Below are 13491 nucleotides of genomic sequence, written 5' to 3'. Positions count from 1 at the left end.
ATTCCCCCTCTCTTCACTTGATTCATTGGCATTTCCCGCACACCCATTTTTTCTCCTTATTATGACATAAATCCGGCAATGGAAAAAAGCTGATCCAATAGGGACAATTTTCGACAATATCTACGAATTTCCTTTAGTCCTTAAGCTTTTTGTGGTATAAAGAAAAAGGGAAAAAATATTAGAAGGTGAATAAAATGGAGATTATGATTATTGCCCTTTTTGCCGTAAGCATCCTTTTAATTGGCGTCTCATTTTTTCAGAGAGATTCCGTTAAAGACATTGAACAGGAAGTAGAGCACCTGTCCGTATCATCTATGCAGGAGATCTACAAGCTGAAGAAAAAAGTCAGAGTTTTAGAAGAAGAAATTCTGCAAAACGGCCTTCAGCTTTCAGATTATGATTCAATTGATCCTCAAACGCTTCAGCGCATTGTTTTAAAGCATAATCAAGGATTATCCACTGAAGCCATTGCACGTTCTGAATACTTAAGCGAGGACGAAATCAGAGACATTCTTAAAAAGAATGAGAGGGTCCTAACATGAGCAGAAAAGGATTTCAATCGTTCGCAGCAGGAATGATTCTTTCCACATCTGTACTCGCTGCCACTCACTTTTTCGGAGAAACCAACGATAAAGCGACTGTGACTGTCGATAGAGAAGTAACTGAAAATGACATCAAAGAATACTTAATTAAAAATGGCCAGACAGCTGTTGATACGAAAGAATATGACGAATTGATCGCCTTTAAAGAAAAGGCTTTAATCGAAAAGCAAAAACAGGCTGAAAAACCTGCAGAAGAAAAACCACAGCAGGAAAACTATACCCTTAAAATTGTAGACGGCATGGCGACATCTGATGTTTCGCGCATTCTCGAACAGGAAGGCGTTATCGAATCAGCAAGCGAGTTTAACGATTTTGTCATAAACGGAAATTATCATACAAAAGTACGCATGGGAACATTCCAGCTAAAAAAAGGCATGAGCTTCAGCGAGATTGTAAATGTTCTCGTAAAATAACAAGGAATGAACGCCAGAGAATTCAAGGCGTTCATTTTTCTATTTGGGATTTCCGTACATAAAAAAGCTTGCCGCATATGCGGCAAGCTTTTTTGATGGTTTAGGCGTTAAGGTCGTATCTTCTGCCTTTTACGAGGTAAAGGACGCTTTCAGAGATATTTGTCGCATGGTCAGCCGTGCGTTCGATGTATCTGCAGACAAACATCAGCTGAGTAAGCTGCTGCATAAGCTCTTTGCGCTCAGGCATGATTTCAAGCAGTTCACGGATTGTCTGGCCGTATAAATCATCTACCTGATCATCCATCTCCGCTACTTGTTTGGCAAGGACAACATCTTCGTCGTTATATGCCTTTACAGACAGGGACAACATTTCCACAGCAATCGCATGCATTTTTTTAATGCTTTCAATCGGTTTAAATAAAGGCTCGTCCCCGATTCTGATTGTTGATTTTGCAATATTAACGGCAAAGTCAGCCATTCTTTCGATGTCGTTGGAGATTTTAATGGCAACGATAATTCTTCTCAGATCAATGGCAACAGGCTGCTGCTTGGCAATCAGGAGGATGGCCAGGTCATTGATTTCTTCATCCAGATCATCAATTCTTTCATCATTTTCGATAATTTCAAGCGCTGCTTCTACATTTCTTGTTTCAAGAGCACTGATCGCATCCGACAGCGATTTTACGGAAAGGCTTGCAATTTCATTTAGTTTATCCTGAAGAATTTTAAGATCATATTCAAACTTCTCTCTTACTACCATGTCGCTTCCCTCCAATAGTATCATCATTCAGCAGTGTGTGTTTATTCTAGTAAATCATACAGGAATAAGCCGTGCAAACTGATCGTTTTGCACGACTTACCTTTATTAACCGAAACGTCCTGTGATGTAATCTTCTGTACGTTTATCAGACGGGTTTGAGAACAGCTTGTCAGTATGAGCGTATTCCACAACTTCGCCGTTGAGGAAGAATGCTGTACGGTCGGAAATACGTGCAGCCTGCTGCATGTTATGAGTAACAATCACGATGCTGTACTGCTTTTTCAATTCCTGAACAAGCTCTTCCACTTTTAACGTTGAGATCGGGTCAAGTGCAGATGTCGGCTCATCCATCAGGATCACGTCCGGTTCAATTGCAAGACAGCGCGCGATGCACAGACGCTGCTGCTGTCCGCCTGAAAGGCCGTATGCATTTTCTTTTAAGCGGTCTTTCACTTCATCCCAGATGGCTGCGCCTTTTAAGCTTTTTTCAACGATGGCATCAAGCGTCTTTTTATCGCGGATACCATGTATTCTTGGTCCGTATGCCACATTGTCATAAATAGACTTAGGGAACGGATTTGGCTTTTGAAACACCATTCCGACTCTTGTGCGAAGGTCTTCAACCCCATAGCCCTTATCAAAGATATTTTTTCCGCGGTAGATAATCTTGCCTGATGTGCGGACTGTAGGGATCAGTTCAACCATGCGGTTCAATGTTTTAATGTAAGTTGATTTACCGCAGCCTGAAGGTCCGATAATCGCTGTTACTTCATTTTCATAGATATTAAGGTCAATATTTTTCAATGCCTGGTCATTTCCGTACCAAAGATTCAGGTTGTCTGTTTTATAGACGATGCTTTTTTCTTTTTCAGCATTCGCCGCAAACTCCTCATTTTCCTTCCGCTCTTTCACAACTTTTGTCATTTCCATCGTGTGAAACCTCCTTCATCCATTTCAAAGCATGTTTAATAATTTTTCTGGAACTTGTTTCGAATCAAGACAGCCACGGAGTTCATGACAATCAGGAAGATAAACAGAACGATAATTCCGGCAGCAGCTACATCCTGGAAATCAGCCTGTGGTCTTGAAGCCCAGTTAAAGATCTGAATTGGCATAACGGTAAATGTACTCATTACACTCTCAGGCAGATAGTTAACGAATGCAAATGCACCTACAACTAGAAGAGGCGCTGTTTCGCCTATTGCCCTTGAGAAAGCAAGTATGCTCCCTGTTAAGATACCTGGTATAGCAGCAGGCAAAACAACCCTGCGGATAGTCTGCCACTTAGTTGCCCCCATACCGAAAGAAGCTTCACGCAGCTCTTTAGGTACTGCTCTAATGGCTTCCTGAGACGCAACTACAATAACTGGAAGAACTAGAAGCGCCATTGTAAACCCTCCGGCTAAAATGCTTCTTCCAAGTTCAAAGTAACGGACAAATACAGTAAGACCCAAGAGTCCAAAAACGATCGACGGAACTCCGGCAAGGTTTGCAATATTTACTTGCAGGAAATTCGTGAATTTATTTTTCTTAGCGTATTCTTCCATATATAATGCCGTTCCAACACCTAGAATTAGTCCAGTCGGAATGACAACAGCCATAACCCAGAGAGAACCGACCAAAGCTGCTTTGATTCCTGAGGCAGATGGTCTTCTTGATGCGAAATTCTGAAAGAACTCCGGTGTTAAAAAGCTAAATCCTTGAGTGAATATCCGATATAAGAGAATTCCGAGAACAACGAGAGCAAAGCTTGTGGCAATCATAAAGATTCCTTTATATATTCCGTTAACCGCAAGCCTGCTGCTCATTTTCTTTGCGACTTTATCTTTATTAATGTAGTTCATCTTAGTATTCCTCCCTGAAACGGCGGGAAATAAACTGTGCAAGCAGGTTCATGATTAACGTGAACAGGAAAAGTGTCATCCCTACAGCATAAATACTGTAATAAATTGTAGTTCCGTAACCTGCATCACCTGAACTTACTTGAACAATATAAGCTGTCATTGTCTGAATCGATTCCGTCGGATCAAATGTCAGCTTAGGTGTAGCACCGCCTGCAAGTGTAACAATCATCGTTTCGCCGATTGCACGTGAAATAGCCAGTACGAATGAAGCAATGACACCAGAGATGGCAGCCGGAAGCACTACCTTGATGGCAACTTCAAATTTTGTTGATCCAAGTGCAAGAGCTCCTTCTCTCATTGCTCTTGGAACAGATGTCATGGCATCCTCAGATAATGAAGCAATCATCGGTATGATCATAATTCCTACCACGATACCCGGGCTCAGAGCATTGAAAAATCCAAGATCAGGCATGATCGAACGAAGCAGTGGTGTAACAAATGTCAGGGCGAAGAATCCGTACACAATAGTCGGTATCCCGGCAAGTACTTCAAGAATCGGCTTTATGATTCTTCTTACCCGGTCTGATGCATACTCACTCAAATAAATAGCAGATGCCAAACCAATAGGCAAAGCAACAACCATTGCAATCACTGCTACAAGAACTGTTCCAGAAATCAGTGTAATAATCCCATAGGATGGATCACTTTCAAAAAACGGATACCATTCCCGCTGTGTTATAAAATCAAGCAGAGGCACTTTACTGAAAAACGTGACCGTTTCAACAATAAGAGTCAATACAATTCCTACTGTTGTAAGGACAGAAATGACAGCTGTAAGCAATAAAAATGCAGGTACCATTTTCTCGGTAGATCTCATCCAGGATCTTTTCTCTTTTTTTTCTCTGATCAGCTCGCTGACAGAGCGGCTTGTTTCTGTTGCCATAATGCGAAAACCCCTTTCCAAAACATGGGAAGATGAGAAGCAGTTTTATGCTTCTCATCTATTAGATTTTAAATTATTTTAAACCTTCGATTGTTTCAAGCTGCTCTGTGTACTTTTCTTCTGGAAGGCTTACGTATCCAACTTCTTCAGCAAGAGCGCCAGCGTTTTCCAAGTAGAACTTCACATACTCAGCAACTTGAGGCTTTTCTTTCATTGAAGCATTGTTTACATAGATGTAAAGAGGACGTGAAAGCGGGTTGTATTCGCCAGACTCAACTGATTCATTTGTCGGCTCAACTGCTTTGCCTTCTTCGTTTACAATCGGAACAACTTTAAGTGTATCTTTGTTTTCAAGGTAATACGCATAACCGAAGAATCCCATAGCAGTTTTGTCGCCCTGCACACCTTTAACTAGTACATTGTCATCTTCAGAAAGTGTTGCTTGCTTTGCTACTGCTTCATCTTCAAGGATTACTTCATTGAAGTAGTCATATGTTCCTGAATCTGTTCCAGGAGAGAAAAGCTTGATTGGCTCGTTCGGCCAGTCAGGGTTAATATCAGACCATTTCTTTTCTTTTCCGTCTTCAACCCAGATCTTTTTAAGGTCTTCAACCGTTAGTTCTTTAATGAAATCATTTTCTTTATTTACAACAACTGAAAGTCCGTCAAAGGCAACTTGAAGTTCTGTGTATTCAATGCCAGCGTCTTTAGCTGCTTGTGCTTCTTCATCTTTAATTGGACGTGACGCCTGAGAAATGTCCGTTTCGCCTGCTACGAATTTCTCAAATCCGCCGCCAGTTCCTGAGACGCCGATTGGAGCTTTAACACCTTGATGTTCCATAGCGAATTCTTCAGAAACTGCTTCACCGATAGGAGCAACAGTTGATGATCCGTCGATTCCAACTTCACCTTCTAATTGAGCTGCTTCTTCAGAAGTTTTGTCTTCAGAACCGTTTCCTTCTGTGTTGTCACCATTTCCGCATGCTGCTGCGAATGCAAGCAAAGACGAAATCATAATAGTCATGGCTAAAAATTTGAAGCTTTTCATATTTCTTAATTCCCCCTACAAAGTGGTGTTTTTGTCCTACAAGTAATACAATAACGCCTAAGTGTTAACATGGTTTTAATCGAATGTTAAGGTTTTGTAAATGCATGAACCTTTTTGTCGAATGATGAAAAGATGCCGGCTTCATGATTGCTCCAGCAGACTTTCAGCCAATGTAACACAAAAAAAGCACTCTCATTTGAGTGCTTTTATTGTCCTCTTTATCCCATGTTTTTATTCAGCTTCTTCTAATTCCCTTGCATTTTCAGGCTGGCCGACGCCTTCTTCAATGCCTTCTTTGCTCTGTTCGCTTTTCAGTTCGAAATACTTATCCATGATTCTTCGTCCGATCAGGTTATTGATTGGGTGAGAATTGCTTGCTTTATCATAGGCCCATGGTACAACCACTGAAAAGGCAATTTCGGGATTGTTATGAGGCGCATAGCCGACAAGGGTCAGATTATAAGTAGGCGAAAGGAACTGGTCTTTATTAGGTCCATCGTAAAATGCCTGCGCTGTCCCTGTTTTGCCTGCAGGAAGATAATCCGCTCCCATAAAATAACCGTAGGCAGTCCCTCTTTTCTCCTGCATGACCTTTCTGAACCCTTCTTGAACACGTTCAACATACTCAGGCTTCATTTCAACCTTGTTAAGTACTTCAGGATTAATGGATTCAATCACTGATCCAAGATTGTCTTTCGGAGAAGGTTCTCTGATTTCCTTCACTAGCTGCGGCTTCATCCGATAGCCGCCATTTGCAATAGTAGAAACATACTGCGCAAGCTGAAGCGGCGTATACGTGTCATATTGTCCGATTGATAAATCAAGAAGCAGTCCGGGGGTAACATCCCTTCCTTTAAAGCCTGTTGCTTCATTTGGAAGGTCTATGCCCGTTTTTACGCCAAGGCCAAACTGGCTGTAGTAGTTTCTAAGCACGGAAAAGGCTGATGTATCAAGAGGCAGTGATTTATTTCGTCTATACTCTCCATCAGCCATAGCAATGGCTGTTTTGAACATGTATACATTGGAAGATCTCTGAAGCGCTTCAAGATCATTGATGTTTCCCATTGTCTGATAGGACTTTTTAGGCGGTGAGCCTTTAATGTAAAGAGGTTCGTCCAGCTGTATGCTTCCAGGCTTAATCACGCCTGATTGAAAACCTGACAGGACAGTGGCCCCTTTTACAGCCGACCCCATTGTGTATGAGCTTGTCATCGTGCCCAGGGCATAATCATCAATGACGGTTTTTCCATTTTCATCTTTTTTAATTTGTTTTCCTGCCATAGAAAGCACTTCACCGTTTCTTGGGTCCATCATGACGACAAACGCCCGGTCAAGAAGAGCAGTTCCTGATTTCTTTTTGGCAGCTGTCAATTCTTCTTCGATGATTTTTTCAACTTCCTGCTGAAGCTCTACATCGACTGTCATGATCAAGTCTTTGCCGCTCTTTCCTTCAGTAATGATTTCTGTATCAAGGATGTTCCCCGACTTATCTGTGATGTTGCGGGCCTTTGCTTTTTGGCCCTGCAGAATGTCTTCATATTGATATTCCAGATAGCTTTTCCCTACTCTGTCATTTCGGCTGTACTCACGGGAAGTGAAATAGTCCAGTCTGTCCTGGGGTATCCCCTCTTCAGAAGAAGAGATGCTGCCTATAAGGGTTCGGAGTGTTTTATCAAATACATAGTTGCGCTGCCAGTCTGTTGTAATGTCGATACCCGGCAGTTCATCAAGGTTCTCGCTGATAAAAGCGAATTCCTTTTCAGAAATGTTGTCTTTTTTTATAATCCGGGGCGTCAGGGCATAGCCGCTGTCCATTTCCCGTTTAATCGCAAGGACTTTAAGCTCTTCCTGGGTGATTTCCTTCAGCTCGTTTTCCGTTATTCTCTCAAGCTGCAGATCATACAGATCCTCATCGCTCATTACACCGTCGAGCACCTTCTGACGGTCCGCTTTCGTGATTTTCTTTTCCGCCTTCTCCGGACGCGTTAAGATCCAATAATCTTTTTTATCTCTTTCCGTTATTTTCTTTAACTCGTTCTCCAGAGCTTCCTGGTCCTCTTTTGAGTCCGTTCTGTCCTGGTCAAAAATCTTGGCAAGTTTGGCTGCTGTTTCAAGTCGCTCCTCTTGATCAGAAGAAGCCGATCTTGTATATGTAATCGCTTTGATCGGCTTATTGTCTACAATGGTATTGTAGTTTCTGTCAAAGATTTTCCCCCGCGGGACAGAAGTGCTGATCGTTACTTCTTCCGTGCGCTCAACTTCTTTGCGGTAATCTTCTCCATATACAATCTGGACAATGCCAAGCCTTAAAATCATTCCTGAAAATAACAGGAAGATAAGAAAAAACAGGATATTCAAGCGAAGCGGGACTGTCCGTTTCTTTTTCTTTGTCATGCTGCACCGCCTTATTGTCGATATCAGGTTCCGAAAATTGAAATAGACACCATAACATGGTGTCTATCCTCTAGTTTATGAAAAAAATCGACTAATTTCTATTATTTTCGACAGTTGTAACACGATTGTCATATGCCGTGTCAGCTGCTTTCTCCATCTACAAGGTTCGGCTCAGGCATTTTTTTCTGTCCGTTAACTTCTTTTTTATCAATGGGTTCATTTGTTTCAGGCAGCGAAACCTTCCTGATGAAAAAATAAATACAGCTGTGCCCTGCCCCTATGATGGCAAGCAGAAAAGGAATGCTCTGTTTCTCATCGAATAGCGTGACAGAAAGAATAAACAGCAGAATGGATGTAATTCTTCCCATGTTTAAAAACAGTTCTCTGACGACAATGTATTCGATCCTTGCTTCTCCCGCGTTCCATGACCGACCAATCACATCGTAGGTCAATGAAATGTAGGGAACAAGCAGAAGCGGATAGGCGACCGCAATGGAAATCGCATAGATGATGAGCTTTGCATAGGTCAGATCAAACAGGAGCAGGAAAATGGAGGCATAAAGCAGAATTCCCCCTGCCAGGATAAATTTCTTCCTCATTTTCTTCGTAATCATCCTTGTAGCCAGATAATAAAAAACGAAAGCAACCGCAGAGTTAATCAGCCCATACTTCCCCAGAGCAAGTTCGCTGCCGGTCGTGATAAAAACAAGGACTCCAATGACAAAAATAAATGTCCCTTCCCTGAGCCCCTGAAAGAAGTGAGCGTTCGTAATCATGCGCCAGTTCATATTCCGCTTTCTCTCTTTTAAAACATCCATAAGCAGAAAACGCCCGTTTGCATGCCTTCTTTTTAAGAAGAGACTTAGAATCACTGCACAAAAAAACAGGGCAAGCGACAGGGAAAAGATTGTTTTGTATCCCGTGTCTCCTGCAAGCCTTGAGATGACAAAACCGGCGACAATCGGGCCGATCATTCCAGCAGAGGAAGTCATGACCCCTAAAAATCCGTTAAAAAAGTCCCTTGTCTCAGGTTCTGTAATTTCAAATGTCAGTACATTAAAGGAAAGCCAGTAAAAACCTGAGCCTATCCCAAGAAGACCTCCAAGCAAAATCAAATTGTCTGCTGCCCTGTCCCCAATTAAGAGAACAGACAGATAAAATACAGCCAGGAATGCAACACCAAGACGAAACACAATCACCCGGTCAATTTTTTTTGCCCATCTCCCGGCAATAATAAATGTAATGGGCTGCATGATTACAATCGTCAGATTATAGATCCCTAAATCCAAAAAACTGCCGGACTGCTTCCACAAATACACATTAACAAAAGCATTCGAGAGGGCAATCCCTAAAGAATACATGCCCCCAATCGTCAGAAGCAGAAGCAAATCACGGTTAACTTCCACATTACCAAAGACTTTCTGCAGCTTAGACATACCTAAAACTCCCCTTCATCAGCTACTAATTAGTCTGTGTAAAGGGGGGGGAGATATGCACCGAAAAGCGGAATCGCCCGGTTAGCTCCGAAGGACAGAAAAGGATCCGACGGAAAAAGCCGGGTTTGCTTTTTGCGGCGGAGCCGTTCTGGACGAGGAGTTGGGCGATGGAGCTGGACAACACGAAAAGCGGAGCCGACCGTTTAGCCCTGACAGGCAGAAAAGAAATCACCCGAAAAGTCCGGGTTTGACTTTTTGGGGGATTTTGTTCTGACGGAAGGGCTGGGAGGCGGAGCTGGACAACACGAAAAGCGGAATCGCCTTCTTACGCTATCTTGCACCTGCACTCTTCTTATACCATACGATTCCATCCCTTTCTTACACTATCTTGCATCCGCACTCTTTTTATACCGTACGATTCCATCCACTTCTTACGCTATCTTGCACCTGCGCTCTTCTTATACCGTACGATTCCATCCCTTTCTTACACTATCTTGCATCCGCACTCTTTTTATACCGTACGATTCCATCCACTTCTTACGCTATATTGCATCCGCACTCTTTTTATACCGTACGATTCCACCTCTTTCTTGTTCTATCTTGCACCCGCACTCATTTTATACCGTACGATTCCATCCACTTCTTATGCTATCTTGCACCCGCACTCTTTTTATACCGTACGATTCCACCTCTTTCTTGTTCTATCTTGCACCCGCACTCTTTTTATACCGTACGATTCCATCCCTTTCTTATGCTAACTTTCGCTCTTTTTTCCGTAAGATGCCTGCTTTGTTACTTTCAGCTCAAAACCAATTCTGAATGGTGTAAGGACTATTATACCTGCCTGATATACACTTTCAGCTGATGAAGGCAAATAAAAAAACAGGAAATCCAAGATTCCCTGTTTTTTCACGTCTATTATTTTGCTTCTTCGTAGCGTCTGTTTACTTCATCCCAGTTTACAACGTTCCAGAAAGCTCCGATGTAGTCAGGACGGCGGTTTTGGTAGTTCAGGTAGTAAGCATGCTCCCAGACATCAAGACCAAGGATCGGCGTTTTGCCTTCCATTAGAGGAGAGTCCTGGTTTGGAGTGCTTGTTACTTCAAGCTCTCCATTGTTTACAACAAGCCAAGCCCAGCCTGATCCAAAACGCGTAGCGCCGGCTTTGGCGAATTCTTCTTTGAATGTTTCAAAGCTTCCGAATTTGCTGTTGATTTTGTCAGCTAGTTCTCCTGATGGAGCTCCTCCGCCGTTTGGTGAAAGGATTGTCCAGAACAGGCTGTGGTTCGCATGGCCGCCGCCGTTGTTGCGTACAGCTGTGCGTGCAGATTCAGGCACTGCGTCAAGATTTGAAACAAGTTCTTCAACACTTTTGCTGAGAAGATCGTCATGACCTTCTAGAGCAGCATTCACGTTCGTGATGTATGTGTTATGGTGTTTCGTGTGGTGAATGTTCATTGTTTCCTTATCGATATGCGGTTCAAGTGCATCATATGCGTAAGGCAGTTGCGGTAGTTCGTAAGCCATTTAAATCTCCTCCTCGAATGGTATGTAGTTGCTAAGCCTAAGCTTGTCACATTAAGATTACCAAAATTGACCGATTGTTTCAATTTATATGCACGGCTTTTTGGAATGTTCTGCACGTCAGAGAACGGTATACAGGAAATAACCGATCATAACGAGCTGAATAATCGTTTTGGCAAAAACCCCGGATATAAATCCAATAAGAGATCCCAGGCCGACTTTTACAGATTCATTAAAGTCTTTTTTGTGAACGAGGAGCTCTGCAAGCACTGCACCGACAAACGGGCCAATAATGATTCCCGCTATCGGGATAATAAATGGACCGATCAAAAGTCCAATCGTGCTTCCCCAAATGGCAGCCTTGCTTCCCCCGACTCTTTTGACCCCCATCAAATTTGCCACATAGTCCGCGGCAAATAAAACTGCGACGAAGACTCCCTCAATCAGCCAGAATTGATAGCCGAATTCCTCAAAGCCAAAGAAGGCTCCAAAAAGAAGGAATCCGCCGACAATGAAAAGAACGCTCGGGATAATCGGATAAATCAGGCCTGCAAATCCAATAACAAACATGATAATAATCAGTGTCCAATATAAAGCTTCCAATTCGGAAAACACCACACCTTCTTATTTAGTCATGAAAAAAAGCAAGAGCCGCAGCCCTTGCTTTCATTATAGCTTATTAAGTCTGATTTTAACCCATTATTTGCGGTATCCGAGTACTGCTTCAGCAATGTTGACTGAATGGTCCCCGATCCGCTCAAGGTTGCTGACGATGTCGACAAACACAATGCCTGCCTGACCCGTGCAGCTTCCTTCGTTTATGCGGAGAATATGCTTTTTGCGCAGTGTGCGCTCCATTTTGTCAATCTGTTCTTCTGATTTCATGACTTTTGCTGCAAGATCTGTATCTTTATCGTCAAGTGCAGCAATGGCATCTTTTAACGTGCTTATCGTCAATGTGAACATCTCATCTAAATCCTGAAGCGCAGACCCTGTCAGCTTCACTTTGTTTGAGAGCTGATAATCGACAAGTTCAACGATATTTTCAAAGTGATCTCCAACGCGTTCAATGTCTCTTACTGTATTAAAGAGAGCCGAATGTTCTTCAGACTCTGCTGCCGACATTTCTGTACGGGAAATTAATACGAGGTAATCAGTAATTTTACGGTCGAGGTTGTTAATTGCGTCTTCAATCTGATAAGCCGTATCAGCATGTTTCTGCTGATTCGTTTTTAGATAATAGTTGGCTTCTTCAAGTCCAAGAGATGCAAATTGACCCATGCGGAGAATTTCTTCTTTTGTCTGTCCCAAGGCAATAGAAGAAGATTGCTCAATAAACATTGGATCCAGATGCTTTGCTTTGTATTCCACCAGAGAATCTTCGCCGGGGATTAACTTCGTTACAATATAAGCAAGCACCCCTATGAACGGTAGCTGGATGAGCGTGTTTGTAATATTAAACGTTCCATGCGCAAAGGCAATTGTCATTTCTGGATTTAACCCAAGGTTCGTCTTCAGCATGGTGATAAATGCAGTGAACAGAGGGAGAATCAGCAAGAAAATGGCTGTCCCGATTAAATTGAAGATAACATGTGTAAAAGCTGCTCTTCTTGCAGCAACAGAAGCTCCGATTGATGCTAAAACTGCTGTAATCGTTGTTCCAATGTTATCTCCGAAAAGAACCGGCAGCGAAGCTTTTATATCGATCAGACCAAGACCGTGAAGTTCCTGCAGAATCCCAATCGTTGCACTGGAACTTTGAACGATGACAGTGAATACTGTACCGATTAAAACACCGAGCAGAGGATTGTCGCTCAAGCTGACAGTAAGATCCTGAAAGGCCTGAAGTGACTGCAGCGGCTTCATTCCATCACCCATCAGTTCAAGACCGAAGAACAGGGCACCGAATCCGAAAACAATCTGGCCAAAGTTGTGAATTTTTTTGTTTTTAAAAAAGAAAAGCAGCACCGCTCCCGCAAATAAAACAGGGAGTGCATAGTCTGAAATTTTTATTCCTATGATAAAGGCAGTGACAGTAGTGCCGATATTAGCACCCATTATAACGCCGATTGCCTGGCGCAAATTCATAAACCCTGCGCTGACAAGGCCTACTACGAGTACAGTTGTACCACTGCTTGATTGGATGAGAATTGTGACAAAAACACCTGCCAGAACACCCATTACTGGATTTGTTGTAAATTTATCCAGTATGTCACGCAGTCTGTCACCTGCTGATTTTTGCAGTCCGTCGCCCATGAATTTAATTCCGAACAGGAAAATTCCGAGGCCTCCGACAAATTCAAAGATCATCTTTTGTAAATCGAGATCCAACTTCATTCAACCCCTAACATCTATTATCGACATGTTTCTACAACCTTCCCAATTATTAACGGAATGTATATTAATTGTAAAGGCGTTTAACTCTTTTTCATAAAAAATTTACAATATCTTAACAATAACTGTTCCAATTGCATTATTCCTTGTTTCTTAAGGTCTTGATGGTTAAAATGAAAACTGGATGAATATA

Annotated in this window: 12 protein-coding genes; 2 read left to right on the top strand and 10 right to left on the bottom strand. The window is 42.4% G+C overall.

Features of this window, described 5'->3' with window-relative positions; all coding sequences use genetic code 11:
- Nucleotides 1-194: 194 nt before the first annotated feature.
- Together MHB63_15630 and MHB63_15625 are read left to right on the top strand one after the other, a co-directional pair.
- Nucleotides 195-542, top strand: a complete 348-nt coding sequence (locus MHB63_15630) for a hypothetical protein (GenBank protein ID MEK3807952.1) — start codon at nt 195-197, stop codon at nt 540-542.
- Nucleotides 539-1015: a hypothetical protein gene (locus tag MHB63_15625; protein MEK3807951.1), complete on the top strand. Its 477-nt coding sequence runs from the start codon at nt 539-541 to the stop codon at nt 1013-1015. The genes MHB63_15630 and MHB63_15625 overlap by 4 nt, the downstream gene beginning before the upstream one ends.
- A gap of 100 nt (nt 1016-1115) precedes the next feature.
- On the opposite strand, the gene phoU is transcribed toward MHB63_15625, so the two are convergent.
- The 10 genes from phoU to MHB63_15575 all read right to left on the bottom strand — a co-directional run bounded on the left by phoU (nt 1116) and on the right by MHB63_15575 (nt 13301).
- On the bottom strand, nt 1116-1775 hold the full coding sequence (gene phoU / locus MHB63_15620; protein ID MEK3807950.1) for a phosphate signaling complex protein PhoU: 660 nt from the start codon (nt 1773-1775) through the stop codon (nt 1116-1118).
- 105 nt (nt 1776-1880) lie between these two features.
- Nucleotides 1881-2705, bottom strand: coding sequence for a phosphate ABC transporter ATP-binding protein PstB (gene pstB / locus MHB63_15615; GenBank protein MEK3807949.1), 825 nt, complete (start codon nt 2703-2705; stop codon nt 1881-1883).
- Between the two features lie 35 nt (nt 2706-2740).
- Entirely contained in the window at nt 2741-3619 is an 879-nt protein-coding gene (gene pstA, locus MHB63_15610) for a phosphate ABC transporter permease PstA (protein ID MEK3807948.1), read from the bottom strand.
- A gap of 1 nt (nt 3620) precedes the next feature.
- On the bottom strand, nt 3621-4562 hold the full coding sequence (pstC, locus tag MHB63_15605) for a phosphate ABC transporter permease subunit PstC (GenBank protein MEK3807947.1): 942 nt from the start codon (nt 4560-4562) through the stop codon (nt 3621-3623).
- A 73-nt stretch (nt 4563-4635) separates the two neighbouring features.
- The gene (locus MHB63_15600; protein MEK3807946.1) at nt 4636-5610 is read right to left on the bottom strand and encodes a PstS family phosphate ABC transporter substrate-binding protein; all 975 of its coding nucleotides are present in this window, start codon (nt 5608-5610) and stop codon (nt 4636-4638) included.
- A 231-nt stretch (nt 5611-5841) separates the two neighbouring features.
- The gene (locus MHB63_15595) at nt 5842-8004 is read right to left on the bottom strand and encodes a penicillin-binding protein 2 (GenBank protein MEK3807945.1); all 2163 of its coding nucleotides are present in this window, start codon (nt 8002-8004) and stop codon (nt 5842-5844) included.
- A 140-nt stretch (nt 8005-8144) separates the two neighbouring features.
- A complete protein-coding gene (locus tag MHB63_15590; GenBank protein ID MEK3807944.1) occupies nt 8145-9440 on the bottom strand; it encodes an MFS transporter in 1296 nt (431 codons plus the stop codon).
- Nucleotides 9441-10358: 918 nt separating this feature from the next.
- Complete coding sequence (gene sodA, locus MHB63_15585) at nt 10359-10967, bottom strand: superoxide dismutase SodA (GenBank protein ID MEK3807943.1); 609 nt, start codon at nt 10965-10967, stop codon at nt 10359-10361.
- A gap of 117 nt (nt 10968-11084) precedes the next feature.
- Complete coding sequence (locus tag MHB63_15580) at nt 11085-11567, bottom strand: DUF456 family protein (protein MEK3807942.1); 483 nt, start codon at nt 11565-11567, stop codon at nt 11085-11087.
- Between the two features lie 96 nt (nt 11568-11663).
- Entirely contained in the window at nt 11664-13301 is a 1638-nt protein-coding gene (locus MHB63_15575) for a Na/Pi cotransporter family protein (protein ID MEK3807941.1), read from the bottom strand.
- Nucleotides 13302-13491: the final 190 nt, after the last annotated feature.

Source organism: Bacillus sp. FSL H8-0547, assembly GCA_038002745.1.
Lineage (GTDB): Bacteria > Bacillota > Bacilli > Bacillales > Bacillaceae > Bacillus_P.
The sequence above is the reverse complement of the archived record's forward strand: the minus strand, read 5'-3'. Positions and strand labels throughout refer to the sequence as shown.